25 protein-coding genes are annotated in these 25248 nt (G+C 47.6%); 17 read left to right on the top strand and 8 right to left on the bottom strand.

Going from position 1 to position 25248, the window contains the following annotated elements; translation table 11 throughout:
• Positions 1-8 precede the first annotated feature (8 nt).
• The 5 genes from cysK to YH65_RS09215 are packed head-to-tail and all read right to left on the bottom strand — an operon-like array spanning position 9 to position 4287.
• The gene (cysK, locus tag YH65_RS09235) at positions 9-929 is read right to left on the bottom strand and encodes a cysteine synthase A (RefSeq protein WP_046551608.1); all 921 of its coding nucleotides are present in this window, start codon (positions 927-929) and stop codon (positions 9-11) included.
• Between the two features lie 39 nt (positions 930-968).
• Complete coding sequence (locus tag YH65_RS09230) at positions 969-1613, bottom strand: carbonic anhydrase (protein ID WP_046551607.1); 645 nt, start codon at positions 1611-1613, stop codon at positions 969-971.
• The gene (pyrC, locus tag YH65_RS09225) at positions 1606-2628 is read right to left on the bottom strand and encodes a dihydroorotase (RefSeq protein WP_046551606.1); all 1023 of its coding nucleotides are present in this window, start codon (positions 2626-2628) and stop codon (positions 1606-1608) included. Before pyrC ends, YH65_RS09230 begins: the two co-directional genes overlap by 8 nt.
• A complete protein-coding gene (gene yidD, locus YH65_RS09220) occupies positions 2603-2968 on the bottom strand; it encodes a membrane protein insertion efficiency factor YidD (protein ID WP_084722065.1) in 366 nt (121 codons plus the stop codon). The genes pyrC and yidD overlap by 26 nt, the downstream gene beginning before the upstream one ends.
• A complete protein-coding gene (locus tag YH65_RS09215; protein WP_046551604.1) occupies positions 2965-4287 on the bottom strand; it encodes an apolipoprotein N-acyltransferase in 1323 nt (440 codons plus the stop codon). The genes yidD and YH65_RS09215 overlap by 4 nt, the downstream gene beginning before the upstream one ends.
• A 10-nt stretch (positions 4288-4297) precedes the next feature.
• Between YH65_RS09215 and yajC the strand changes: the two genes are divergently transcribed.
• The 11 genes from yajC (at position 4298) to murC (ending at position 16247) form a co-directional block, all read left to right on the top strand.
• The gene (yajC, locus tag YH65_RS09210; protein WP_046551603.1) at positions 4298-4588 is read left to right on the top strand and encodes a preprotein translocase subunit YajC; all 291 of its coding nucleotides are present in this window, start codon (positions 4298-4300) and stop codon (positions 4586-4588) included.
• On the top strand, positions 4575-6155 hold the full coding sequence (gene secD, locus YH65_RS09205) for a protein translocase subunit SecD (protein WP_046551602.1): 1581 nt from the start codon (positions 4575-4577) through the stop codon (positions 6153-6155). The genes yajC and secD overlap by 14 nt, the downstream gene beginning before the upstream one ends.
• Positions 6155-7126 carry a protein translocase subunit SecF gene (gene secF, locus YH65_RS09200; protein WP_046551601.1) on the top strand — a complete coding sequence of 324 codons (972 nt, stop codon included), beginning with the start codon at positions 6155-6157 and terminating at the stop codon, positions 7124-7126. Before secD ends, secF begins: the two co-directional genes overlap by 1 nt.
• Before the next feature lie 118 nt (positions 7127-7244).
• Positions 7245-7583 carry a DUF6394 family protein gene (locus YH65_RS09195; protein ID WP_046551600.1) on the top strand — a complete coding sequence of 113 codons (339 nt, stop codon included), beginning with the start codon at positions 7245-7247 and terminating at the stop codon, positions 7581-7583.
• Positions 7584-7604: 21 nt separating this feature from the next.
• Positions 7605-9722 carry a 5-histidylcysteine sulfoxide synthase gene (gene ovoA, locus YH65_RS09190; RefSeq protein ID WP_046551599.1) on the top strand — a complete coding sequence of 706 codons (2118 nt, stop codon included), beginning with the start codon at positions 7605-7607 and terminating at the stop codon, positions 9720-9722.
• A complete protein-coding gene (locus YH65_RS09185) occupies positions 9719-10876 on the top strand; it encodes a MalY/PatB family protein (RefSeq protein ID WP_046551598.1) in 1158 nt (385 codons plus the stop codon). The genes ovoA and YH65_RS09185 overlap by 4 nt, the downstream gene beginning before the upstream one ends.
• Positions 10777-12615, top strand: a complete 1839-nt coding sequence (dacB, locus tag YH65_RS09180; protein WP_245609190.1) for a D-alanyl-D-alanine carboxypeptidase/D-alanyl-D-alanine endopeptidase — start codon at positions 10777-10779, stop codon at positions 12613-12615. The genes YH65_RS09185 and dacB overlap by 100 nt, the downstream gene beginning before the upstream one ends.
• Positions 12616-12639: 24 nt before the next feature.
• A complete protein-coding gene (locus YH65_RS09175) occupies positions 12640-12915 on the top strand; it encodes a hypothetical protein (protein ID WP_046551596.1) in 276 nt (91 codons plus the stop codon).
• 232 nt (positions 12916-13147) lie between these two features.
• Positions 13148-14287: a succinyldiaminopimelate transaminase gene (locus tag YH65_RS09170; protein WP_046551595.1), complete on the top strand. Its 1140-nt coding sequence runs from the start codon at positions 13148-13150 to the stop codon at positions 14285-14287.
• Positions 14288-14289: 2 nt separating this feature from the next.
• Entirely contained in the window at positions 14290-14889 is a 600-nt protein-coding gene (locus YH65_RS09165) for a hypothetical protein (RefSeq protein WP_046551594.1), read from the top strand.
• Between the two features lie 44 nt (positions 14890-14933).
• On the top strand, positions 14934-16247 hold the full coding sequence (gene murC / locus YH65_RS09160) for a UDP-N-acetylmuramate--L-alanine ligase (protein ID WP_046551593.1): 1314 nt from the start codon (positions 14934-14936) through the stop codon (positions 16245-16247).
• A gap of 48 nt (positions 16248-16295) precedes the next feature.
• Here murC and YH65_RS09155 read toward each other — a convergent pair whose 3' ends face one another.
• Positions 16296-16850: an adenylate kinase gene (locus YH65_RS09155; protein WP_046551592.1), complete on the bottom strand. Its 555-nt coding sequence runs from the start codon at positions 16848-16850 to the stop codon at positions 16296-16298.
• Between the two features lie 175 nt (positions 16851-17025).
• Between YH65_RS09155 and YH65_RS09150 the strand changes: the two genes are divergently transcribed.
• The 3 genes from YH65_RS09150 to YH65_RS09140 are packed head-to-tail and all read left to right on the top strand — an operon-like array spanning position 17026 to position 20493.
• Positions 17026-17784 (top strand): fumarate reductase cytochrome b subunit, encoded by a 759-nt coding sequence (locus YH65_RS09150; RefSeq protein WP_046551591.1) that lies wholly within the window; start codon positions 17026-17028, stop codon positions 17782-17784.
• A complete protein-coding gene (locus YH65_RS09145) occupies positions 17781-19766 on the top strand; it encodes a fumarate reductase flavoprotein subunit (protein ID WP_046551590.1) in 1986 nt (661 codons plus the stop codon). The genes YH65_RS09150 and YH65_RS09145 overlap by 4 nt, the downstream gene beginning before the upstream one ends.
• A complete protein-coding gene (locus YH65_RS09140; RefSeq protein ID WP_011980107.1) occupies positions 19759-20493 on the top strand; it encodes a fumarate reductase iron-sulfur subunit in 735 nt (244 codons plus the stop codon). Before YH65_RS09145 ends, YH65_RS09140 begins: the two co-directional genes overlap by 8 nt.
• Before the next feature lie 3 nt (positions 20494-20496).
• Here YH65_RS09140 and YH65_RS09135 read toward each other — a convergent pair whose 3' ends face one another.
• Both YH65_RS09135 and YH65_RS09130 read right to left on the bottom strand, forming a co-directional pair.
• On the bottom strand, positions 20497-20886 hold the full coding sequence (locus YH65_RS09135) for a diacylglycerol kinase (protein ID WP_046551589.1): 390 nt from the start codon (positions 20884-20886) through the stop codon (positions 20497-20499).
• 37 nt (positions 20887-20923) lie between these two features.
• On the bottom strand, positions 20924-21283 hold the full coding sequence (locus YH65_RS09130) for an SGNH/GDSL hydrolase family protein (RefSeq protein ID WP_052746172.1): 360 nt from the start codon (positions 21281-21283) through the stop codon (positions 20924-20926).
• 77 nt (positions 21284-21360) lie between these two features.
• On the opposite strand from YH65_RS09130, the gene YH65_RS09125 reads away from it, so the two are divergent.
• From YH65_RS09125 to YH65_RS09115, 3 genes are all read left to right on the top strand, one after another.
• On the top strand, positions 21361-23577 hold the full coding sequence (locus YH65_RS09125; RefSeq protein ID WP_046551588.1) for an endonuclease MutS2: 2217 nt from the start codon (positions 21361-21363) through the stop codon (positions 23575-23577).
• A 72-nt stretch (positions 23578-23649) separates the two neighbouring features.
• The gene (locus YH65_RS09120) at positions 23650-24228 is read left to right on the top strand and encodes a hypothetical protein (protein WP_046551587.1); all 579 of its coding nucleotides are present in this window, start codon (positions 23650-23652) and stop codon (positions 24226-24228) included.
• The gene (locus YH65_RS09115) at positions 24228-25238 is read left to right on the top strand and encodes a PQQ-binding-like beta-propeller repeat protein (RefSeq protein ID WP_046551586.1); all 1011 of its coding nucleotides are present in this window, start codon (positions 24228-24230) and stop codon (positions 25236-25238) included. The genes YH65_RS09120 and YH65_RS09115 overlap by 1 nt, the downstream gene beginning before the upstream one ends.
• Positions 25239-25248 lie beyond the last annotated feature (10 nt).

Here is a 25248-nt window from a genome sequence, read left to right as displayed (position 1 = left end):
CGTTGCTCTTAGATGTCGAATAACTCTGTAGAGAGGTAGCGTTCCGCTGTGTCACAAAGAATAGTTACGATCGTCTTGCCTTTGTTCTGGGGTCTGGACGCAGCCAGTGAAGCGGCATAAAGGTTGGCACCCGATGAGATACCAACCAGCAGTCCCTCTTTTTTTGCGACTTTCTGTGCCATCATAAAAGCATCTTCATTGCTGACAGAGATGACCTCGTTGTAGATATGGGTGTTGAGTATTTCAGGAACAAAACCTGCACCAATTCCCTGGATCTTATGGGCACCTGCCGGCCTGCCGGAAAGTACGGCAGAGTTTTCCGGCTCGACTGCAATGGCTTCAAGTAAGGGGATCTCCGCCTTGAGGACTTCCGAAGTTCCGGTCAGCGTCCCGCCGGTCCCTACAGCAGCGACAAAGATATCGACCTTTCCTTCCGTATCGTGAAGGATCTCCTTTGCTGTGGTCTTTCTGTGGATATCTGGATTGTCCTTGTTGCTGAACTGCTGCAGTACGATGGCATTGTCGATCTCTTTTTCCAGAGAGAGAGCTTTATCAATAGCGCCGTTCATCCCGTTTGCGGAAGGGGTCAGAATAAGTTCCGCACCAAGATAAGCCAGCAGTTTTCGTCTCTCTATACTCATGGAATCTGGCATGGTAAGAATGAGCTTCAAACCTTTTGCTGCACAGACCGCTGCCAGTCCAATACCGGTATTTCCGCTTGTGGGTTCGATGATCGTACTCTCTTTGGTGATCCTTCCCTGTTTTATAGCCTGGTTGATCATATTGGACGCGATCCTGTCCTTGACCGAAGAGGTAGGGTTCATGAATTCACACTTTCCGAGGATCGTAGTCCCAGTACTCTCAGAAAGAAAGTTTATTTTTACAAGCGGGGTGTTGCCTATGAGGTCTTCAATACTATTCGCGATCATCTGCTCTCCTAATTTATTATGTAAAATTATACATTATTATTACTTTTGGCTTAATGGTTTGAATTCGAAATTTTCATCGTCATAATAGACTATCTCACCATTCTCAATATTGTAATGCCAGCCATGAAGAAAAAGCGTGCCCTCCTCAACCCTTTTTTTGACGCCAGGATAGCTAAGAAGGTTGTCAAGTTGGAAGACAACGGAGATCTTCTCCGTGTAACGCTGTAAGACCTCTTTCCCACTGTTACGGTGGGTAAGAAGGGCCACTTTCTTGGCTTCCTGTCCCAGCTCAAGCCATTTGACCGTATGGATATTCTCCGGTGTCTGCCTGATCTCCTTATAGAGCGCGGCAATGGCACCGCAGTCCGAATGTCCGCAGACAATAATATCGGAGACTTCAAGAATGCTGACCGCATACTCAATAGCGGAAGCGGTAGCATGGAAATCTGCATCCGGATTGAAAGGAGCTACGAAGTTGCCGATATTTCTGACAATAAAGAGGTCTCCGGGTCTGGAACTTGTGATCATGGCAGGCATGACCCTGGAGTCACTGCATCCTATGAAAAGGGCTTTGGGATTCTGTCCTTCCTCGACCAGTTTCCGGAAACGTTCTTTGCTCTTGTTAAAAGCGATCTTTCTGAAGGATTCATGCCCGGTTTCAAATTCCTTGAGACGGTTATCCATGTTTGACCTCTCTGATGGAATAGGCCAATCTCTCTCCTGCATACATAGGTACGACACCTTTGTAGTCTGCCGGGACAGTAAAAGGTTTTTTCTCTAGAATGACCTGCTTCTTAAGAGGGGTTATACCGTAAACCTGCCGGGCATTTCCCGAAATGAATGCCTGTAGGTTGTCAAGTGAATTATGTGTTTCAAAAAGTTCGGTGAGTACCTGCAGGGCAATGGGTGCGGTAAAGACACCTGCCGCACAGCCGCAAGCCTCTTTGGCATGTTTAGGGTGTGGTGCGGAGTCAGACCCGAACATCACTTTGGGATGGGCTTTTAGCGCAATGTTCAGCAGTGCTTCCCTGTCCTCGGGACGCTTGGCGATGGGTTTGCAGAAGAGATGCGGCTGCAGCATGCCTCCTGCTACGTCATCAAGGGTAATGAGAAGGTGGTGCAAGGTGATCGTGGCATAGAGGTTATCGAATCTCTCCAGTGCTTCCACGCTCTCTTTGGTCGTGATATGCTCCATGATAATTTTGAGTTTCGGGAACGCAGTGGCAAGCTTTTCGTAAATGGGAACGAATTGTGCTTCACGGTCCATCACAAATCCGTTGGTCTCGCCGTGGATGCAGAGAGGGATATTTAGATCGCTCATTGCTTCAAGTGTAGGCCGAAGTTCTTCTACATCGAAACCGCTTACCCCTCCTTCGGAGTTGGTCGTGATACCGGCAGGGTAGAGTTTGATGGATGTGAGATCTTCCCTAAGGGATTCGAGAAAAACCCTGTCGTATTCAGGTTTGAAAAAGAGTGTCATGTAGGGAATGAAGCTCTCCTCACCGATGGCTTTCATAATACGTTCTCTATAGGCGACAATCTCCGCTTTGCTGCTGACAGGTGGTACGAGGTTGGGCATGACGACAGCACCGCTGAAAGTCTGCGCACTTTCTTTGGCGATGTTGTTAAGCATCTCACCGTCTCTAAGGTGCAGGTGCATGTCGAGCGGAGCATCAAGTCTCACTGTTGTTGATGGCATCAAAATCCTTTATGACATAGTATTGGGAACGGGTTTCGTCCTTGGGTACGAACCAGTAGATAACTTTCATTTTGCCACAAAAAGCATTAAGTTTGCGTAAAGCATCGTGTCCGGGGGGCACAAACGTAACGACGGGGTAGTCTATGCCCCCGTCAAAGAGCTGATTGCACCTCAAAATGCGTAGGGTGCTGGCCACCAGAGCTTTGTGCGGGGCATTGAACTCGAACTGCCATTTGGCATACTCCGAGCAGCTGGGGTAGTAGCGGCAGTTTGCCGGCAGCATTTTGGAAATATACTGGTATCCCTTGATGGGTGCTGTCCAGAATTTTTTGCTATTTATGGGGTACTCCTTACCTCTCCGTTCTGCACGATATACGATTCTGCCATATTGACAGCATGATAGATAGTCGTATCGTACTTTCTGCTGTAGTATTGTAACAGCAGTTTCTGCAAAGTCGGCTCAATGGAGGGTGTGAACCAGCCGTTGTTGCTTAGTGCGATCATATGTTCCGGTCTGCCCTCATAGAGTTTTTCAGAAGTCGCTTCAAAACAGATGGCATTCCTGTAACGTATACCGTTAATGGTATAGTCGGTCACATTGCTGTCAGCTTTGTAGTCTACTGCCCCGTCATAAAAGACTTTATTGACCCAGTCACTCAGGAAGTCGGGCAGTGGGTTGCTCTCCCCAAAAGGGACCAGCAGGACTTTGTTGGCTATCTGCATGTTATCGTCAGTGAAAATGTAGGTCGAGTTCCTTGGTGTTTTACTATCCCAGTAGAGTCCTCCTGCAACGATGGCTATTTTCTTTGACCTCTCTCTAAGTGCCTGCATTAAAGATACCGAGCGTTTGAGAAATACCGGGAAGACCGACTCGGGCAGGATCACCAGACTTTTGTTCTCATCGATGGCTTTATCTATGGAGGAAAAGAGGGCATTGAACTGTTGAGGATGCAAGGTTTTGTCCCATTTCTCTTCCACGCTGGTGTATGTCGTGACAATGCGAATATCTTGAGGAAGGTGTATTTCTGTCGTGGGTAGAGGCTGCCAGGCGAAAAGCACAAGAAACAGATAGGCATACTGTTTTTTCCATAACGTCAATACAATACCGGCAAGGATAATCGCAAATTGCCACTTCTGTATTCCGAAATAGCTTTCGACGAAGATCAGTTCGGGCTTGAACCAGTCGAAGCCGAAGGGGTGGATGTAGCTTAGTCCCAAAAGGCCGAGGGCTTTTAGGCTCAGAGTGAAGAGTGAAGAATGAAGAGTGAAGAGTGTCGGTTTAAGTTGTATTGCAACACTTTTATTGATAGTTGGGATTTTTTCTGCCAGAAAAGCAATGGCCCAAAAGAGTGTGCCATAAAGCAGTCCCATGACAATCACAACGATCGGAATGGCCCAGGGCATATGGTAGTGCTTGAAGCTCAGGGCGATCCACCAGAACCAGAAAATACCGAGGAAGAATCCCGTGATCAGCCAGATACTTCTGTCTGAGGAGAGGAGCAGGTAAAGAAAGGAGATTCCCAAAATGGTATTGAGCCAGAGTACGGAGAAACCCCAGTGCTCAAGGTAGATAAAGGCAGAACCCAGAAGCGCGATGCTCAAGCCTCTTGTTAGTACAAAGGTGCTAAAATAACTTCGAAAATTTCTCAATTTACTCAAAAGGATTCCTATGGGAGCAGAACAAGGAAGCATGATAGGTTCGTTTCTACCGCTTATCATCTTATTCGCGATTTTCTATTTTTTGATCATTAGACCACAGCAGAAGCAGGTCAAAGCACACAAAGAGATGCTTACAAGCCTTGAAAAAGGTGATAAGATCATTACCAGTGGCGGGCTTATCGCTACTATCATTAAAGTCGAAGAAGATTTTATCAAAATCAAACTAAATGATGACACTGTAGTGAAACTCGACAAAGCCTATGTGGCAAAAAAGGTTGAAACAGGTAATGAAAACGCTTAATTTCAGAGTAATACTCTTTATTTTCGCACTGATCTTCGGTGTGGTATTCTCCATTCCCTCTCTTATGCAAAGCGAGAGCGGGAAGAAGATCACTCTCGGGCTTGACCTGCAGGGAGGACTTCATATGCTCCTTGGGATCAAAAGTGATGTTGCTATTGCCTCCCGTACAAAATCGATAGCCGGAACGGTCAAGTATGTTTTTGACGATGAAGAGATCATTTTTGACGACCTTCGTATGGTTGACGGTGACAAAGTAACTTTCGAACTTCTCGACAGTGACGATGTGACCAAGGCGACTGCGCTTTTGAAAAAAGAGATCCCGGGGATCGTTATAAACCAGAACGGTATGAAGTTCACTGTGCAGATGACGTCCAAAGAGATGGCAAGGACCAAACAGAATGCCATCAAGCAGGCGGTCGATACCATCAGGAACAGACTGAACGAGTTCGGCCTGGCTGAACCGACGGTAGCCAAACAGGGTGAAGACAAGATCCTGGTCGAAGTGCCGGGTATCAAAACGCAGGCGGATGAACAGCGTATCCGTGAACTCATCGCCAGAGCGGCACACCTTCAGCTTATGGCGGTCGATGAGGACCGTGCGGCAAGGGTATCGACCATGAGTGCGGCAGAGGCAAAAAGCTACGGGGATGTCATCCTCAAGGATGTCAATACGAACGAGAAGTATCTTCTTCGCCAGATCCCCGTACTTGACGGCTCCATGCTGACCGATGCTAAAGTAGGCTTCGATAAAAGCAATATGCCGGTGATCAATTTCTCACTCAACGGTCAGGGAGCCAAGATATTCGGTGACTTTACTGCAAAAGCAGTGGGCAAGCGTATGGCTGTCGTGCTGGACAACAAAGTCTATTCGGCACCGGTGATCCGTGAGAGAATCGGCGGCGGACATGTGCAGATCTCGGGTAACTTCAAGCTGGAAGAGGCGCATGATATCGCGATCGCACTGCGTTCCGGGGCTTTGCTTGCTCCGGTCTTCGTGATGGAGAAGCGTTCTGTCGGCCCAAGCCTGGGTGCGGACAGTATCAAGGCGAGTTCTATCGCATTGGCACTCGGTTTCATTCTGGTGATCGCTTTCATGGTCATCTACTACAGTATGGCGGGGGTGATCGCGAACGTAGCGCTTATAGGAAACCTTTTCCTGATCCTTGCGATCATGTCGCTCTTTGGTGCGACCCTGACACTGCCGGGTATGGCGGGTATCGTCCTGACAGTGGGTATGGCAGTGGATGCAAACGTTATCATTAATGAACGTATCCGTGAACTGCTGCATGAAGGAAAATCGATAGCCAAATCGATAGAGGACGGATATGACAATGCCTTTACAGCCATTCTGGATGCCAACGTGACCACGCTGATCGCAGCGGTCGTACTCTATGCCTACGGTACGGGTGCCATCAAGGGTTTTGCTCTTACGATGAGTATCGGTATTTTGGCTTCGATGCTGACGGCGATCGTCGGAACACACGGTATCTACCAGTGGCTGCTTCCGAAAATGCGTAAAGAGAAACTGAACCTCTGGTTCGGTATTAAAACAGAGGGGGCAAAATAATGGAACTGTTCAGACTGAAAAAACCGCTCTCTTTGATGAGCCAAAGCAAACGTTTCGGTATTCTCTCCGTTGTGGTGGTGATCCTCTCTCTGGGGCTGATCTTCACCAAAGGATTCAACTACGGGATCGATTTTGCGGGTGGTACGCTCGTTCAGGTTAAATATGAGGGCAAAGCCCCCATAGAAAAAGTACGTAAAGCTATCAGTGTAGACAAAAACTATGAAGGTGCGAGTGTGACCTACTTCGGAAGTGATGATGAAGTCGTTATCCGCACAAAGATGAGTTCAAAAGCACTGGGTGAAGACATCAGTGACAAGATGACGCAGCTGTTGAAAGATACAGGGAAGTTCGAAGTGAGACGGGTAGACATGGTCGGTGCCAAAGTCGGTTCCGAGCTTCGTGAAAAAGGGATCATGTCGATGTTCCTTGCGATCCTCGGTATTCTCATCTATGTCTCTTTCCGGTTCGAGTGGCGATTTGCCGTTGCTTCGGTCATGGCTCTGGTACACGATGTCACCATTGCCATGGGTGCGGTAGTACTTTTCGGTATCGAGGTGAACCTAGATACGCTTGCAGCGCTTTTGACCATTCTGGGGTATTCCCTGAACGATACGATCATTGTTTTCGACCGAATCCGTGAAGGGATCAGAACGATCAAAAAACCGGAACTGGCATCGATCATTGATGAGTCGGTTACGCAGACCCTCTCAAGAACGACACTGACTTCATTAACGACGTTCTTTGTTGTGCTGACCCTCTTCCTTTTCGGCGGAGAGATCATCAGAGGTTTCAGTTTCACGCTGCTTGTAGGTGTCGTCGTCGGTACCTACTCTTCGATCTTCGTGGCTTCCCCGATCCTGATGTGGCTTGGCTTTGATGTATCAAGCTTCAGGGAGAAAGAGGCGGAAAAGCTCAAGAGAGAGAAAGAGAAAGAGAAGATGCGCCAGATGTATGAAGGCGGAACACTTTAGCGTTAAAGTGCATCTTCTCTTCTGATCAAAAAGCGAAGCTAAAAAAGAGTTAAGAGTGAAAAATGAAGAGTTGTGGTATGCTTTTCTTAAAGAAAAGCTTTTTTAAAGGAGTGGGATAATGCAATGGGGTAAGGTTTTTTATATCTTTTTTACGTTGATGTCACTGACGACATCGGCGGCGTTCTTGTACGAGAATTCAACGGTAGCACTCTTTATCGCCGGGTCGGTAAATGTGGTTTCAACCATTCTGAAGATCGGAGTGCGGAACATCCTCTCAGCGGAACTTCTTGCCGGTTCGCTGGTCGCTGACCTTCACCTGATACCGGCATTTTTCGCACTGCAGTTTTATGATAACGACAGGATCGCTGTTGGCCTGGTCATTGGTGCGGTAATTGCCAACCTCTATACGATATTCGTTTCCATGATCGAGAGTGCGAAAGAGAAAGCCGATTTTTAAGAACATGTCGGGGATCGGTTTATGGAACTTGTAATTCAGATGCCGGCACTTACAGGGGATGACAGTGAGCTGAAACGCTCTGAGATCAAACACTATTTTCAATACTGCTTTAAACGGTACGAATCACTTTTTAAAACTGTAGCCAAAGAAGAGGCTTACTTCATCAAGGCGGATCCTCTCCGCCACCCAATCATTTTTTATTACGGCCATACCGCTACATTTTTCATCAACAAACTCAAACTTGCCAAGATCATTGACAAACGCATCGATGCTGAACTGGAATCCATCTTCGCGGTCGGAGTGGATGAAATGAGCTGGGACGACCTCAACGAACAACACTACAACTGGCCGACCCTTTCACATACACAGGCATACAGGGAGGAGGTCTATACTCTGGTTTCCAAACTTATCGACACCCTTCCTCTGACACTGCCCATTACACAGGATTCGCCCTGGTGGGTGATTCTGATGGGGGTCGAGCATGAGAATATCCATCTTGAGACCTCTTCCGTTCTGATACGTCAGCTTCCTCTTACAATGCTGCAGGAAACAGAACTTTGGAATACTTGTGAAGCATCCGGTGAAGCACCGGAGAATGAGTTGCTTGATGTAGCAGGCGGCAGGGTGCTTCTGGGTAAAGGAAAAAATGCCGACTATTTCGGATGGGACAATGAATACGGCCACCATGAGGCGGATGTCCCCGCATTCAAAGTTTCCAGGTATCTTGTTTCCCATGCCGAGTATCTGGAGTTCGTAAAGACCGGTGGCTATGAGAATGATACTTTCTGGGGTGAAGAGGGTATTGCCTGGAGAAGCTATACCGGAGCAAAGCATCCTCTCTTCTGGATAGAAGACGAGAGCCAGACAAGCGGTTACCGTTTGCGTACCATGCTCTCGGAGATCCCTCTGCCAATGAACTGGCCGGTGGAGGTGAACTGTCTGGAAGCGGAAGCCTTTTGCCGCTGGCTGGGCAAAAAAGAGAAGAAGCTGATCTCCCTGCCAACAGAAGATGAATACATGCGTCTGAGAAGTGTTGCAGACGTACCAGGATATACCGAATGGTCTTTGGGGACAGAGGTGCCGGGGAACATAGACCTGAGAATTACCGCCTCTTCCGTACCGGTCGACCGGTATGCGCATAACGGATTTTATGATGTTGTCGGGAATGTATGGCAGTGGAGCCGTACACCGATCTATCCTTTTGAAGGTTTTGCAGTGCATCCGGTCTATGATGATTTTACGGTACCGACTTTTGACGGGAAACACAATCTCATCAAAGGCGGTTCGTGGATCAGCTGCGGCAATTTGGCGCTTGAAACGAGCCGATATGCTTTCAGGCGGCATTTCTATCAGCATGCAGGATTTCGCTATGTTGAGAGCAGTTATGATGAGAAAGTGACGACCAATCCCTACACAACGGACAGTATCATCTCCCAATACTGCCATTTCGGCTGGGCTGAGAACAGGTTGGGAGTGGAGAACTATCCTGCCAAATGTGCTTCTCTGATTGCTGAATATATGAAAGAGAAACCAAAACGGCGGGCTTTTGATATCGGTTGTGCTATCGGAAGAAGCACCTTTGAACTGGCACGTCACTTCGATGAGGTGATAGGGGTGGATTTCTCCGCGAGGTTTATACAGGAGGCTCAGAAGCTCAAGGAAAGCGGCACGCTTCGCTATGTGATGCCTACAGAAGGTGAACTGGAGTCCTTCCATGAAGTCTCTTTGGCACAGCTTGGTCTGGAGAAGGAACGGCAGAAGGTCGTTTTCTGGCAGGCGGATGCCTGTAATCTTAAACCACTCTTTGATAACTTCGATCTGATCTTTGCAGGGAACCTGCTGGACAGGCTGTATGATCCGAAAAAATTCCTGGATTCCATTGCCCCGCGATTAAATGAAGGCGGTCTCTTCGTTCTGACCTCCCCCTACACCTGGCAGGAGGAGTCCACGCCCAAAGAGAAATGGATAGGCGGCTGTAAAAGAGACGGGGAGAGTGTGAGTACCTTCGAGGGACTTACGGAGATATTGGAAAAAGATTTCAGACTGATAGACAGAAGGGATGTTCCCTTTGTCATACAGGAGACCGCAAGAAAACATCAACACACTATTGCAGAAATGACTGTTTGGGAAAAGCAATGATGTTTGAAGCCGTAGATAGAAGCGGTACCTACGCGACCAAGTATGATGATGCCGTCAGGAAATTTGGCACTGATGATCTTCTGCCCATGTGGGTGGCCGATATGGACCTGGCTTCCCCTGTCTGTGTGCAGGATGCACTGATCAAAAGGGCAAAGCATCCTCTTTACGGCTATACGGTCTATCCGGAACGCTATTATGACGCAATAGAATCCTGGTATGCCAAAAGGTACGGCTGGCAGATAGAGAGAGAATGGATCGTACCCTGTTACGGGGTCGTTCCCTCTATGAATTTTGCCATTGAAGCCTATACGGAAAAAGGGGACGGCATACTCGTCCAGACACCGATCTACCCGCCTTTTGTCTCCTCGGTCAAGCACAGAAAACGCAAAGTGCTTGAGAATGTTTTGCTCTATCAAGATGAAAAATATATGATCGACTTTGCCGATTTTGAAACCAAAGCGAAAGAGGCGAAACTTTTTCTGCTCTGCTCTCCGCACAATCCTACAGGACGAGCATGGGACAGGTTGGAACTTGAACAGATCATCAAACTTTGCGTTGAGAATAATGTAACGATCGTCTCCGATGAGATCCATGCCGATATGGTGTTCCGAAAAGAGCATCATGTCTTAGGCAGTTTTGAAAAGGCCCAAAAACACTGTGTGATACTCAACGCACCATCAAAAACCTTCAATGTGGCAGGACTGAACACTTCCTTTTCCGTCATCCCCAATGCCCGTCTGCGCAGAGCCTACAGACTCGAGCAGGACAAATCGGGTATCACCAATGGAAACCCTTTCGGTATTGAAGCGCTGATGAGTGCTTATGAAAAGGGTGAGGTGTGGCTTGAGGCTTTAAAAGAATATTTGCTGGGGAATATTTATTTTGTGAAAACCTATTTGGAAGAACACCGGATTCCCATCATTCCGGTAGAGACCGAAGCGACCTTTCTGATGTGGCTTGACTGCCGTGCGATGGGAATGACTCATGAAAATCTGGTACAATTTTTCATTCAGAAAGCCAAACTCGGTCTTAATGACGGAAAGAGTTTCGGAGAATGCGGAGACGGTTTCATGCGTTTGAACATTGCGACATCCAGAAAAGTTCTGCAGGAAGCGATGCAGAGATTAGAAAAAGCCTACAGGGAAAAGAAGTGAGTGGAATGAAGAGAAGTATCGTATGGTTCTTTGCCCTGACAATGTATATCTATGCCTTGCCTTCCGGGATAAACCAGATCATAGGCAAATCGGGAATACCGAAAAAAGATATCAGTATCTATATCAAAGAAGCAGGGAGCAGCAAACGTGTGGTCGCTTCACTCAATGCCGACAGATCACGTACACCGGCATCTGTGGTTAAAGTTCTATCTACCTATGCAGCTGTACTGAAGCTTGGTTTCAACTATCGCTGGCCCACGAAATTCTACCGCCGGGGAAAGATCAAAGACGGAGTGCTCTACGGCGATCTTCTCGTCAAAGGCTTTGGTGACCCAACGCTCTCAAACAAAGACCTGCCAACAATCGTTGAGCATATCAAAGCCAAAGGTATACAGAAGATCACCGGCAATATCGTCATTGACCGGAGCTACTTCAAAGTAGGGACCAAAGACAATTCCGGTTTCGACCAGCATACCTACAGCCCCTACAATGCAATGCCTGATGCCATGATGTTCAATGAGCGGGTCAGTACCATCTGTATCACACCCAAAAAAAATGTAGTGACAAAAGAAATTCCGGATGCAAGCTACAGAGTGGTGAATAAGCTCAAGCCAGTCAACAAACCCTGCAGGGGACGCTACTCCTGGCCTTCATTCAAAGTGGATAAGAAACAAAATCCTACGACTGTATTGCTGAAGGGACCTATCTCAAAGCGCTGCGGTACACGCAAGCTTTGCCAGGTCATTACCAAACCCTACAAATCGTTCTATTATGCACTGAAAGATGCTTTGCAGAAATCAAATGTTTTGGTACAAGGTGGTTTCCGGCTCAACAAAATCCCCAAAGATGCCAAAGAGCTCTTTACGCACACCTCCAGACCGCTGGAAAAGATCATTTCAAAAACGGCGAAAAAATCCAACAATCTCTATGCACGGCATATTTTACTTCTGCTGGGTGCCAAGCTGTACGGCGCACCTGCGACACTTTCAAAAGGCAGGCAGGCAGTGGAGTACATTCTCAAAAGCAGGGGAGCGCTCAAGAGCGGTCCTCTGCATATTGATAACGGGTGCGGGCTTTCAAGGTCGTCAAGACTCACGGCAAAACTGCTGGCAGATATACTGGATGATGCTTACAGAAGGTATGGACAGAGATGGATGAACACACTCTCCATCGCCGGAGTGGATGGCACGATCAAAAGACGTTTTCGCGGGACCATTGTACGTAAGCGTGCCTGGATGAAGACAGGGACATTGAAACGTGTGAAGAACATTGCCGGCTATGTCAAAAGCAGAAACGGCAGAGTCTATACAGCAGTGATCCTGGTTAATACCACGAAAGGCAGATGGAAAGCGGCACAGCTGCAGAATAATATCATCAAATGGCTGGTGAGCTACAAGGGACGGGGTGTCTATACGGCAAAAACAGAACCAAAAAGTATGCCACTGCCTGATAAAACAGGACAAAAAAAACCTTCTCCCCAGGCAAAGAGTGTACGTTACAGTATCCAGGCAGGCTCCTTTTCAAAACCGCCTAACGACTACTACCTTTCCAACATATCAAAGCTGGGACTGACATACAGGATAAAGAAAGAGGATGGCTACAAAGTCTTTATCGGCAGCTACACGGGCAAGGATACCGCGGAAGAAGTGCTGAAGAAGGTCAGAGAGAAGATCTCTTCGGGTGCATTTCTTGTGGAAGAGAAGAATGCGGCAGGCCGTAAATCGGCAACGCTTTACTAATTATAGAGAGAAGGCTTAAAGTTCATGAGAAAACGTAGACTCAAACAAAAAGCGGGTATCTATCTCAGTGTTATTTCACTGCTTGTTCTTATCATAGACAGAACAACAGGCCTGATCTCCGCTTTCATCGGCAAGCAGGTTTGCGGTGATCAGTATCTGTGTCCGGTGGGTGGTGTCGTATGTGACCGTTCCTGCGGTTTCAATACCGATATGTATCTGGCTTTTTTTCTCATACTCATGCTGCTCCTCGGGATCGCACTCATTATCTCTTCAAAAAAAAGGATATTGAAGAAGATATAGCTTTAGGGGATCGCTACTGTAATAAAAATGTTATCAATCCATACTACTATTGCAGTATGGAAAATACATCAGAAAGAACCTGAAGATCATCGACCGTCTGGAAGATATTGCTGCAAGGATAGAGTTCGCACGTCTTGGAGGATCGCTTTAGTCACCAAAGGAGCGCAGGTTTCTACGGTTTTCAAATTTTAACCCCATCTTCGGTATAATCTCCTAAAAATACAGAGCATACATGAACTTCGAAACCTATCCCTTTGAAAAACTCAACCAACTTCTTGAGAACGTAACGCCAAACAATGATTTTGCACCATTGAGCCTGACCATAGGTGAACCGCAGTTTGCAACGCCGCAGTTTATTTTGGATGCGCTCTGTGACAATGCATCGCTGCTGAACAAGTACCCCAAAACTGCAGGCGAAGCAGTTCTGCGCGAAGGGATGCTGACCTATCTGCAAAAGCGTTTTGGCTTGAGTCTGGACAACACACAGATCATTCCGACTTTCGGTACCCGTGAAGTACTTTTCAATTTTCCGCAGTTCCTGCTGCATGATGCCGAGAGAGCCCTGATGGTCTTTCCCAATCCTTTCTACCAGATCTACGAGGGAGCGGCAAAAGCGAGCAGGGGAGATGTGGTCTATCTGAACCTGAACAAAGACAACGGTTTTCAGCCGGAGGTGGATGAGTTTATGCTGGCCGAGGCGAATCTGGTCATTCTCAACTCTCCGAACAACCCGACCAGTTCGGTCATGGATATGGAGGAGATGAAAAAGTGGGTCAAACTCGCTCTTAAACATGAATTCGTTCTGCTCAATGATGAATGTTATGCCGATCTTTACCTCAATGACCCCGTACCTTCCCTGCTCAATGCCAGCATCGAAGCGGGCAATGAGGATTTCAGGAATATCCTGGTGATCAACTCCATTTCGAAACGCTCTTCCGCACCGGGTCTTAGAAGCGGCTTTATTGCGGGAGATGCAGAAATACTCAAAGCCTATATGGTGTACCGCACCTATGTGGGGTGCGCTTCTCCCTTGCCGTTGCAGGAGGCTGCTGCGGTAGCATGGGCCGACCAGGAACATGTGGAGGGATTCAGACAGAAATACAGAAAGAATTTTGAGATCGCCAAAGAGGTCCTGGGTGTGGAAGCACCCGAGGCCACCTTCTACATCTGGCTTGAAGTTGATGATGAGATAGATTTTACCGTCAAACTCTATGAAAAGTACAATCTCAAAGTGCTCCCCGGATCGTTCCTTGGACGTGAAGGAGAAGGCAAAGGCTATGTCAGGCTGGCGCTTGTCTATGAAGCGGATAAAACAAGAGAAGCGTTGGAGCGTATTGCAGTCTTGAACGAGGAATTAAAAAATAAAGGATAAAAATGGAAATGCCGGAAATACACGTAGAAGAGCTCAAAAAAGATCCTGAGTTTCTTGCCAATATCAAACGTTTGGAAGAGGAGTGCAAAGCAGAAGAGAGCATTGCCAAAGGATATCAGCTGCTCGATGCACAGCTTGTCATCGAAGCAGATGAAGATGAGATCAATGAGATCTTTACCTATATTGTCAACACTGCTTTTGACAAGCTTTCCCAATATCTTGTTGAACACAGATCTTTCAACATGAACGATGAAGAAGAGAAGGCTATTGCCAGAGCGATCTATGAACATGCCATTCAGCGGTACAGCGAGAATGACCAGAAGGCAGCCAAAGAGATGTTCCTTGTCCTGCATCACACAATGGACCACCCAGGACTCAAGGATGCCATGATGATCCATGCCGCTGCCGTGATGTCAGGGATGGGCTTTGATGACTTCATCGACAATCTGGTGGATGTGGGTGACATAGACCCCAACGATCCTCTGGCGCTTTTCATCCAGAGCTTCGTGCAACCAAACGACATTCTTCTGACGATGTATGCCAAGTATGTCGCGCAGGGGAAAGAGGAATTGAAAGTGCTTGAAAAAGATCAGAACGCGTAGGGTGCTGTATCTCCACAGCAGCAAATGAGAATAGAAGGACTAGGATGAAAATACACTTTATAGGCATAGGCGGTATCGGTCTTTCTGCACTGGCAAAATTCCTATACAATGACGGCCATAAGATCTCCGGATCAGATATCAGGCAGACTGAGATTACCAATGATCTTGCAATGAATTTCGATGCGAAGATCACTATTCCTCATTATGCAGATGCTGTAGAAGGGGCAGACAGGGTCATTTACTCTGCAGCGGTACGTCCGAACAATCCGGAATACCAAAGAGCCAAAGAGTTGGGAATAGAACTGCTTTCCCGTAAAGAGGTACTGAAGTTCATTCTGGATGACAAAGAGGTCTATGCCGTAGGCGGTGCGCATGGGAAAAGTACCACATCCTCTATGCTGGCATCGCTCATCCCGGAGTCCAATGCCCTCATAGGAGCGATCTCAAAAGAGTTCGGTTCCAACGTGCGTAACTTCCCAAACGACAAAGTGGTCTTTGAGGCGGACGAGAGTGACGAGAGCTTTCTGAACTCCAATCCGACTTTGGCTATCGTGACCAATGTGGAACCGGAGCATATGGAGTATTACGAGTATGATGAAGAACGTTTTTACAATGCCTATAAAAATTTCCTCTCATTGGCGAAAACATGTGTCATCAATGCCGAAGATGAATTTCTTGCTTCACTCGATATGGAGAGTATCAAGCTCTATCCTTCCAGAGATATCAGCAACATAGAGTTTGTACTGGTCAACGGTGAACCGCATACACGATTTGAACTGCTGGATCTTGGAGCCTTTGAAGTCTTCGGTTTTGGGGAACATATTGCTCTGGATGCGGCTTTGGCGATTCTGGCTGCGCTGAAAATGGGTGAAGGTATCGAAGCACTGCGCAGCCGTCTTCGCAGCTACAAAGGGATCAAAAAACGGTTTGATATTGTACAGAATACAGAGAACTGTGTGGTCATTGATGACTATGGGCATCATCCTACGGAGATCAAAGTGACCATGCACTCTCTCAAGACCTATGAGGCACTGCGCGGCTTTACGCAGCTCAACGTGATCTGGCAGCCGCATAAGTACTCAAGGACCATTGACAACCTTCCTGCTTTTGTAGAGTGCTTCGAGGGTGCAAATGAACTGGTCATTCTGCCTATCTGGTCTGCGGGAGAACTGGAAGTGGACATTGACCTGAAAGGAGCGTTCAGCCGTTACAAACTGCTGATGGCAGATTCAGTGACCAAAGAAGACGGTATCGTCAAGGTTATCAAGGACGGGCATGTCATTCGTGAGTACAGTGAAGGGCTTGTTGCTGCATTCGGTGCGGGAGATATCACCTATCAGATACGCGGTGAAGCGTAAAACAATAGAGCGTGACCTAATTTTTGGCAGGTCACGCGATAACAGGGCTTAGATCTTATCCTGGATGATCACTTCGATCTGCCTGAAGGTCTCGTCAAGCGGAGCTTCTGCGTCAACCACTTTGAGAAGGTCATGTTCTTTATAGTATTTCTCTACTTCGGCAATAGTCTCTTTGTATGCCTGCAGTTCATTTTCATAGATCTCTTCAGAACCGGTAAATCTTTCTTTTCCTGCAATGTCACTCACTGAGAGCTCGATCACATTGACAAGTTCGATATCTTTATGGGAAAAGAGTACATCTCCAAAGAGTTTTACCTGCTTCTCTTTTCTGGGGAACCCTTCTATGACCACGACATCGGTCGGTGCCGCTTTGATAGCATCAAGTACGACATCAATGATGATGGAAGAAGGTACGAGATGACCTTTATAGAAATAATCACTGATGATCCTTCCGACAGCTGAACCGCTCTGGGTCTCTTGTTTCAACAGTTCACCTGTAGAGTAACTTGTGATCTTCTCAGGATATTTCTGGGCAAGCATTTCTGCTTGGGTGGATTTTCCCGCTCCGGGCGCACCGATGATCAATATGAGTTTTTTTGGCATAACTTCTCCTTTATATTGCAATATTATATCAAATTGTAGTGTTAAAATGGCCTTATTATCAAGAGAAAAAAGCAAAAAAAGAAAAATGGATGAGGAAGAGCATTGTAGCGTATTTTAACGTGCCCATATTCATTATTTAGTTATAATATAATTTATATCACTAGCAAGGAAAATCATGTTGAACCGGGAATATACTACGGAACTCCTGACAGGGAAGGACAGTGGCAAACGAAAAAGCAGAATGCCTGCAAGGATCGATTTTCTGCAAAGTGTTTCAGGGCTCTTTCTGGCACTGTTCATTATGTTTCATCTCCTGTTCGAATCTTCCATCCTTCTGGGGAAAGAGGCAATGTACAGGCTGACCAAACTCTTCGAAGGAGAACCCTTTATCGAAGGGGGAGAACCGCTGATCATTTCTGCACTGGCAGTGATCATCTTTTCACTCTTTGTCGTGCATGCGGGTGTGGCTTTGCGCAAATTCCCCTCTTCTTATCATGAGTATCGCCGCTACATAGAGCATAAAGCACTCCTTGCCCATAATGATACGAATCTTTGGTACATACAGATCACGACGGGGTTTATCATGTTCTTTCTGGGCTCCATTCACCTCTATATGATGATGACGCAGCCGGAGAACATAGGACCCTACGCTTCGTCGGACAGAATTTACAGTGACCTGATGTGGCCGATGTATCTGGTGCTGCTTATCTCAGTCGTGCTGCACGGGGGTATCGGTATGTACCGCCTTATCATTAAATGGGGGTGGTTCGACGGGAAAGATCCGCGGGCCAACAGAAGAAAAAGCCGGGCGATTATCAAGCTTCTTGTCGGAGTCTACCTGCTTCTAGGCCTGGCTTCTTTGGGAACCTACATGAAGATAGGTTACGAACATCAGAATGATTACGGAAAAAGATATGTGGAGCAGAAAAAATGAAGATAATATATACCGATGCATTGATCGTAGGCGGGGGTCTGGCGGGATTGCGTTCCGCCATCGCTGCCAGAGAGAAAGGGCTTGATACTATGGTGCTGAGTATGGTGCCGGTGAAACGTTCTCACTCGGCAGCTGCACAGGGCGGTATGCAGGCGAGTCTCGCCAACTCCATCATGGGAGAAGGAGACAATGAAGATGTCCACTTCGCTGACACGGTAAAAGGAAGCGACTGGGGCTGTGACCAGAGGGTTGCACGTATGTTCGTGACCACCGCACCCAAAGCGATACGTGAACTGGCGGCCTGGGGTGTGCCATGGAGCCGTATTGGCAAGGGTGACCATACCGTGGTCATCAATGGGAAAAAAGAGACGATCACGGAGCGTGAAGAGGCGTACGGTCTCATCAATGCGCGTGATTTCGGCGGAACGAAGAAGTGGCGTACCTGTTACACATCCGATGCTACGGGGCATACGATGCTCTATGCTGTTGCGAACGAAGCGTTGAAGCGGGATGTGACCATCCACGATAAAAAGGAAGCGATCTCTATTATTCATGATCAGGGAGTCTGCCACGGTGTTGTGGTGCGTGACCTGATCAACGGAGAGCTTATCGCCTATGTGGCGCGTGGAACAATGATCGCCACCGGTGGCTACGGTCGTATCTACAAACAGTCGACCAATGCGATCATCTGTAAGGGGATCGGTACGGCCATTGCGCTTGAAACAGGGATCGCCGAACTGGGCAACATGGAAGCGGTACAGTTCCACCCCACACCGATCGTACCTTCGGGCATACTGCTGACAGAAGGGTGCCGCGGGGACGGTGGTGTGCTGCGTGACAAGGACGGGTACCGTTTTATGCCTGACTATGAACCCGAAAAGAAAGAGCTTGCCTCAAGAGACGTGGTGAGCCGCCGGATGATAGAGCATATCAGAAAAGGCAAAGGGGTCAAATCACCCTATGGCGACCATCTGTGGCTCGACATTTCCATTCTGGGGCGTGAACACATAGAGAAAAACCTGCGAGACGTACAGGATATCGCCATCAGTTTCAACGGCATAGACCCTGCGGATGAAGGTGAAAAGGGCTGGATGCCCGTACTGCCTATGCAGCATTACTCCATGGGCGGTATACGGGTCAAGCCAACAGGTGAGAGTACGACGATGAAGGGCCTCTTCAGTGCAGGCGAAGCAGCATGCTGGGACCTGCACGGTTTTAACAGACTGGGAGGAAACTCGGTCAGTGAAGCGGTGGTCTCGGGTATGATCGTAGGTGAGTATTTTGCACAGTATTGCGAAGAGACCCATCTCAATACCAACACTTCCGTGATAGAGGAGCATTTACAGAAACAGGTGAATTACCTGAAAGAGATACTGGAAAGGGACGGTGGTCTGAACATTTTTGACATTAAGGATGAAATGCGTAACATCATGCAGGATAAAGTAGGAATATTCAGGAACGGTGACGACCTGCTCGATGCGGTGCACCAGCTTGAAGAGCTGCTCAAAAAGACCAAAGAGATCACGGTCGAGTCCAAAAGTATGGGGAACAACCCGGGGCTCAACGAGGTCTACCGTGTCACCAAGATGCTCAAACTGGCACTGTGTGTAGCCAAAGGGGCACTGCAGAGAACCGAGAGCCGTGGGGCGCATTACCGGGAAGATTTCCCCAAGCGGGACGATATGCACTGGCTCAAGCGTACCATCACTACCTGGCCGAATGAAGAAGATACGCTTCCGACGATCCACTATGAAGAGATCGACATCATGGAGATGGAGATGCCGCCGGCTTTCAGGGGGTATGGAAGGAAAGATTCTCTTATCGCAAATCCCTTGAGCGCACAGAGAGAAGCCGAGATAGAAGCGATCAAAAAAATACTTGATACTGTCGACCGTTTCACCGTTCAGGAAGCACTGCTCGACTATGAACTGCCGGGGAACCTGAAACATAAAAATGAAAGAGTAGGAGTAGGATATGCCTGAGAATGAAAATTACAGAGAGATAGAGATCACCGTTTTCCGTTACAATCCTCAGGACAAGGATTCCAAACCGGAGTACCAGACCTATACATTGACTGAAACACCGGGTATGACACTCTATATCGCACTGATACAGATATGGTCGAAGATGGACCATGACCTCAGTTTTGACTTTGTATGCCGTGCGGGGATCTGCGGAAGCTGCTCCATGGTGGTCAACGGGAAGCCCAGACTGGCATGTAAGACACGTACGAACGAATTTGAGGATGGAAAGATCACCCTGTTGCCGTTGCCGGTCTTCAAACATATCAAGGATCTCTCGGTCGATACGGGCAACTGGATGAACGATATGAGCGTCAAAGTGGAAAGCTGGATCCATACGCAGGAAGAGACGGACCTTTCACGCATTGAGAAGCCGGTCGATCCCGAAGTGGCTGATGAGGTCTTTGAACTCGACCGTTGCATTGAGTGTGGTATCTGTCTGGCGAGCTGTTCGACGAAGGTCATGCGAGAGGATTTCCTGGGTGCGGTCGGACTGAACCGTACGGCACGTTTTCTGCTCGATCCGCATGACCAGCGGACCGATGCAGACTTCTATGAACTGGTAGGAGATGAGAATGGTGTGTTTGGCTGTATGAGTCTGATGGGCTGTGAAGACCACTGTCCGAAGAACCTTCCTCTCCAGACCAAGATCGCCTATATGCGGCGTAAAATGGTCAAAGTCAAATAGTACTTACAGCGTAATATTGAAAAAAAGCTCGTAGGCTTCTACGGCAAGGACAATGATCCAGGCTACGATCATTATGGTCGTAGCGGCCGCAGAAACATCTTTGATGATCTTTATTTTCGGGTCAAATTCACTTTGCATATAGTCACAGACCGCTTCAATGGCTGTGTTGAAGAGTTCGGCTGAAATCATCATGGCTGTAGCAAGGATAATGACGGAAGTATCTATCCACTGGTGCAGAAAAAGGCTCGGAACGATCACGAAAACGGAGAGAATGATCTTGTAGTTCACGGCTGTGTCCGCCATGGCAAAACGCAGCCCTGAGAGGATCACCTTGAGTTTGAGGATAGGGTGGTAGCCGTCTTTCTGGTTTTTTTGGAACTTGTTTTTTATCATTTCCGTCCTTTATCAAATAACTGTAACATAGATGCTCTTAGAGCCAACCGTATCTCTTCAATGCTTCATATATCTTTTCTGCCATCACTCTGTAGCCTTTGGCATTGGGGTGTATCTGGTCACTTTTGAGGGAGGGATCGTCCAGAAGCGCAGGCAGACGTTTCAGGCCTTCTACAGAAGTGTTGCCGTTCCTGCCGGCATTGACAACATGGCGGCCGCTTAATTTTTGGAGCATAGAAGAATAACTTTGCCTGGGGGACGCTCCAAAACCGTAGGTCAGACTGTCACCCATTGCGAGTATGGCTGCATCTTGCATTAACGGATGCATTTTAGGCTCTCTTCCTGGAAAAAGGGTGAAAAACAGAAGTAGAAGTATGGCTGCAATGACATATTTCATCTCTCTCCTTTGTTTATAGATTCCTATTATAGTATAATCCCATTAACAAAATCAGTGAAACATATGTACGGAGAAGTATGCAGCAGACAAACGAAAAGACCATCATACAGAAACTCGATCTTGACGGGTACATCCAGCAGTTCAAACAGTTTTTCGCCCGTGATAAAAGCGTGGCGATGATGGGTGATATCAATCAGCACTTTCGATACATCAAAGCACTCTCCAATGTACAGTTCCCTGCACCCGCGCCTGTGCCCAACCTTGATCGGGAATTGAACCTTCTCAAAAAACAGGCAGTACTTTCGCTCGAAGAGATCCATGCATTCGTTACAATGATCTCTTACTTCAATACGCTCAAAACCGTCTCTTTTCCAGAGCCTGTCGCCTCCTGGATACAGGGGATAGAGGTCCACGAGGAGATCATAGAGATCCTGGGGTATTTTACCGAAGAGGGAGACATCAACCCCGAGCGTGACCCTGAACTCTACAAACTGGAACGTGCCATCAGGCAAAACAAGACAGATATCAAGGAGACGCTTTACAAGCTGGCGCATTCGAGCAAACTCAGGGATTATTTGGTCGATACGCAGGTACACTTTAACGGTGGAGAAGAGACACTGTTGGTACGCGGCGGTTTCAACAATGCCATCAAAGCAACGGTGGTGGCGCGGAGTTCAGGGGGATTCTTCTATATACTCCCCCAGAGTATTTCTCATCTTAAAGAAAAAGAATCTGCATTGCTAAGCAACAAGGAAGAGCTCATCTACCGCTACTGTAAATCGATCTCAGCCACTTTCTTTAAATGGGAGCGTTTTCTGGCCTACATCAACAAAGAGTATGACAGGTTTGACCACTACCAGGCACGCGTAATGTTCGCCAGGGCCAAAGAGTACGAGTTCATACTGCCCGGCAAACAGAAGCGTATCAAACTGCAGGATTTTGCCCATCCTGCCATAGAAGATCCCGTACCGGTTACTATCAACCTCGACAGGCAGATCATGCTGATCACCGGAGTGAATGCCGGGGGTAAAACAATGCTGCTCAAGTCGATGCTCTCAGCGGTTTATATGAGCAAATATCTGCTGCCTTTCAAGTGTGATGCCTCCAAAACGGAAGTGGGGCACTATAAAAGCATCGAAGCGGTCATCGACGATCCGCAGTCGGTCAAGAACGACATTTCCACCTTTGCAGGACGTATGCAGGAATTTGCCAAGCTGTTTGGCAAAGAGGATGCTATCGTAGGGGTGGATGAGATAGAGCTGGGAACCGATTCGGATGAAGCGGCTTCGCTTTTCAGAGTGATGCTCGATGAACTTAGGAAAAAAGGTATCACTTTCATCGTCACCACACACCACAAGCGTCTGGCTTCCCTGATGGCAAGTGATGATGAGGTCGAACTCATCGCGGCACTCTATGACGAAGAGCGCAGGGTGCCGACCTATACTTTTCTGCAGGGAAGCATCGGAAAGAGTTATGCCTTTGAGACGGCGCAGCGTTATGGAGTACCGGTAGGGATTGTCAACCGTGCCAAGCAGGTTTATGGTGAAGACAAGGAGAATCTCAATGAGCTCATTGAACGTTCCACGTCGCTCGAACGTGAGATGCGTCAGAAGATAGCCAAAGTCGATGAAGAGCTTAAAGCGGTCGAAAAACAGAAGCAGCGACTCGAAGAAGAAGAGGCCAAACTCAAAGAGGCGCACAGAAAAGCGATCGCCACGCTGGAGAACCGTTACAATGCTGCCACCAAAAAAGCACGCGAAGCGCTCAAAGCCAAGGAGTCTACTGAGGGGCGCAGACTGCTGAATATTGCCCATCAGCGCAAGGATTTCAAACAGAAAGAGATCAGGAAAGTACAGGAGGAACCGCTCAAAGAGGGAGACAAGGTCAAGTACCGTTCCCACAAAGGAGAACTGCTCTCCATACGGGGGAAAGATGCCACGATCATCGTGGACGGACTGAAGATGCGTGTACCGCTTTCCCAGCTTAAAAGAAGAGGAGATACATCTCAGATCAAAATGCCGCAGAAACCCAAGGAGGCAAAGGTGAACGTGGAGAAAAGTGGTGCTTCGGTCTCTGTGAAACTGATAGGGATGTACGGCGACGAAGCCATCGATACTGTGGACAAATTTCTTTCCGATGCACTGGTGAACGGTTTGTCCGAAGTACAGATCATCCACGGTACGGGCGGAGGTGTCCTCTCCAAACTGGTCACGGACTATCTCAAGCGACACCCGAAGATCCAGAAATTCTACCGAATGCCGGGCAATCTGGGGATCACCGTTGTAGAGCTTTAGGGCACCTCTAACCCTATTTTTAACTCCAAAAGGTATAATATACACCATATAACTATCCCTGAGGAGAAGGCAGTGAGTATTCAAGATGATGTAAAGTATGTCAAGAGTGAATTGAGTGGTGATGAAAAGATATTGGAGAGCGCCTTCAAGCTTGAGACACTCTACAAAAAATATAAACTTCTGATCTGGGGTGCTGCAGCGGCGGTGCTTTTGTTCTTTGTCGGAACCACTGCGATGGAAGCCATTCGTGATGCCAGGCTGGCAGATGCGAACAATGCATTTTTGACACTGCAGAAAAAACCTGATGATGCTTCCGCACTCAAGACACTTAAAGAGAAAAACCCTGAGCTTTTTGAACTCTTTACTTTTTCTCAGGCTGCCAAGAAACAGAATGTCGCTGCACTGAAGGCATTGACATCAAGCAAGAATGAAGTGCTTGCTGATTCCAGCAGGTATGTAACAGCTACGCTGGAGAAAAAAGAGACAGAAAGCAAGCTCTACAAAGAGATGGCTGAGCTGAATGCTGCCTATCTCGCGCTGAAAGCCGGAAATATCTCCCATGCCAAAGAGAAACTGGAACTGATAGACGAACGTTCTGCTGTTGCACCGATCGCAACACTTCTGAAGCATGCAACACTAAAGGCAAAATAATGAAAGGATTTTCACTTCCGATACTGGCTGCAGCGGCACTGCTTTTTTCGGGATGTAGCTCCAAACAGTATTTTGAACCGGAACAGACTTATTCGGCAGGCAGTGCCGTCACTGCATACGGAAGCAAGATCGTTGACCTGACCCGTGACGGGGCGACACTGGAAAATGGACAGTATATCGGTAAAAAAGGTATTGGCAGGATCAGTCTTGGGGAAGGGTACCGGTTTCTGAGCGAAAGTGCTGGCTATGTACTTGCAGGGAATGAGGAAGGAAAGCTGAAGATCATCAACAAAAAAAGCGGTAAAGTGCTCCGTATTGTTGATTTTGAAGTACCGATCGTTTCGGCCTCCGTTCATAACGGGACCATTGCCTACATTCTCAACAACAATGCTTTTGGTCTCTATCGTATCAATGGTGATAAAAAGATCATAGAGAACCGCTCGGAAGATACCTATGCTATCGATACAAGAGCGGCAAGCCCGATGTTCATCGATTCACTTGTCGTCATGCCGATGCTTGACGGAAAACTGGTCATATTGGATTCCAACGATCCCGTCGATGCAAAGATCATCTATATCAGCAGTGACCAGATATTCAATAATGTGATCTTCCTGTCACGGTTTGGTGATACCCTGGTGGCAGCGACACCCAAGAAGCTGATCACAGTCGGTGTAGACGGTGAGATGGATTACCGTGCGAATATCTCCGATGTGGCTTTGTCAGGAAGTACGATCTATGTATTTACCAAAGAGGGTGAGGTTATCAAGCTCAACAGCAGACTCGAAGAACAGGCAAGAAAGAAGTTCAAATATGCACACTTTGCTGCATCGACCGTTGCAGGCGGAAGGGTAGTTGCGCTTGACCAGACAGGTTCGCTTATCGTTCTTTCTCCTGATCTGAAAAAACAGAGGATCTATGATATCGGTAAAGTGGAAAGTCCTGTATTTATCAGCGGTACCAGACTCTACAAAGACGGGAAGATCATCGATCTTTCCAAACTGAACTATTAATCTTTTTATG

This window comes from Sulfurovum lithotrophicum (assembly GCF_000987835.1).
Taxonomy (GTDB): domain Bacteria; phylum Campylobacterota; class Campylobacteria; order Campylobacterales; family Sulfurovaceae; genus Sulfurovum; species Sulfurovum lithotrophicum.
Note: the sequence above shows the minus strand (reverse complement) of the source record. Positions and strands in the feature narration are given on the sequence as shown.

What these genes read in the sequence shown, in the direction of transcription:
- cysK (WP_046551608.1), bottom strand. Translation starts at nt 929, where the DNA reads ATGATCGCGAATAGTATTGAAGACCTCATAGGCAACACCCCGCTTGTA.
- YH65_RS09230 (WP_046551607.1), bottom strand. Translation starts at nt 1,613, where the DNA reads ATGGATAACCGTCTCAAGGAATTTGAAACCGGGCATGAATCCTTCAGA.
- pyrC (WP_046551606.1), bottom strand. Translation starts at nt 2,628, where the DNA reads ATGCCATCAACAACAGTGAGACTTGATGCTCCGCTCGACATGCACCTG.
- yajC (WP_046551603.1), top strand. Translation starts at nt 4,298, where the DNA reads ATGGGAGCAGAACAAGGAAGCATGATAGGTTCGTTTCTACCGCTTATC.
- secD (WP_046551602.1), top strand. Translation starts at nt 4,575, where the DNA reads ATGAAAACGCTTAATTTCAGAGTAATACTCTTTATTTTCGCACTGATC.
- secF (WP_046551601.1), top strand. Translation starts at nt 6,155, where the DNA reads ATGGAACTGTTCAGACTGAAAAAACCGCTCTCTTTGATGAGCCAAAGC.
- YH65_RS09195 (WP_046551600.1), top strand. Translation starts at nt 7,245, where the DNA reads ATGCAATGGGGTAAGGTTTTTTATATCTTTTTTACGTTGATGTCACTG.
- ovoA (WP_046551599.1), top strand. Translation starts at nt 7,605, where the DNA reads ATGGAACTTGTAATTCAGATGCCGGCACTTACAGGGGATGACAGTGAG.
- YH65_RS09185 (WP_046551598.1), top strand. Translation starts at nt 9,719, where the DNA reads ATGATGTTTGAAGCCGTAGATAGAAGCGGTACCTACGCGACCAAGTAT.
- dacB (WP_245609190.1), top strand. Translation starts at nt 10,777, where the DNA reads ATGCGGAGACGGTTTCATGCGTTTGAACATTGCGACATCCAGAAAAGT.
- YH65_RS09175 (WP_046551596.1), top strand. Translation starts at nt 12,640, where the DNA reads ATGAGAAAACGTAGACTCAAACAAAAAGCGGGTATCTATCTCAGTGTT.
- YH65_RS09170 (WP_046551595.1), top strand. Translation starts at nt 13,148, where the DNA reads ATGAACTTCGAAACCTATCCCTTTGAAAAACTCAACCAACTTCTTGAG.
- YH65_RS09165 (WP_046551594.1), top strand. Translation starts at nt 14,290, where the DNA reads ATGGAAATGCCGGAAATACACGTAGAAGAGCTCAAAAAAGATCCTGAG.
- murC (WP_046551593.1), top strand. Translation starts at nt 14,934, where the DNA reads ATGAAAATACACTTTATAGGCATAGGCGGTATCGGTCTTTCTGCACTG.
- YH65_RS09155 (WP_046551592.1), bottom strand. Translation starts at nt 16,850, where the DNA reads ATGCCAAAAAAACTCATATTGATCATCGGTGCGCCCGGAGCGGGAAAA.
- YH65_RS09150 (WP_046551591.1), top strand. Translation starts at nt 17,026, where the DNA reads ATGTTGAACCGGGAATATACTACGGAACTCCTGACAGGGAAGGACAGT.
- YH65_RS09145 (WP_046551590.1), top strand. Translation starts at nt 17,781, where the DNA reads ATGAAGATAATATATACCGATGCATTGATCGTAGGCGGGGGTCTGGCG.
- YH65_RS09140 (WP_011980107.1), top strand. Translation starts at nt 19,759, where the DNA reads ATGCCTGAGAATGAAAATTACAGAGAGATAGAGATCACCGTTTTCCGT.
- YH65_RS09135 (WP_046551589.1), bottom strand. Translation starts at nt 20,886, where the DNA reads ATGATAAAAAACAAGTTCCAAAAAAACCAGAAAGACGGCTACCACCCT.
- YH65_RS09130 (WP_052746172.1), bottom strand. Translation starts at nt 21,283, where the DNA reads ATGAAATATGTCATTGCAGCCATACTTCTACTTCTGTTTTTCACCCTT.
- YH65_RS09125 (WP_046551588.1), top strand. Translation starts at nt 21,361, where the DNA reads ATGCAGCAGACAAACGAAAAGACCATCATACAGAAACTCGATCTTGAC.
- YH65_RS09115 (WP_046551586.1), top strand. Translation starts at nt 24,228, where the DNA reads ATGAAAGGATTTTCACTTCCGATACTGGCTGCAGCGGCACTGCTTTTT.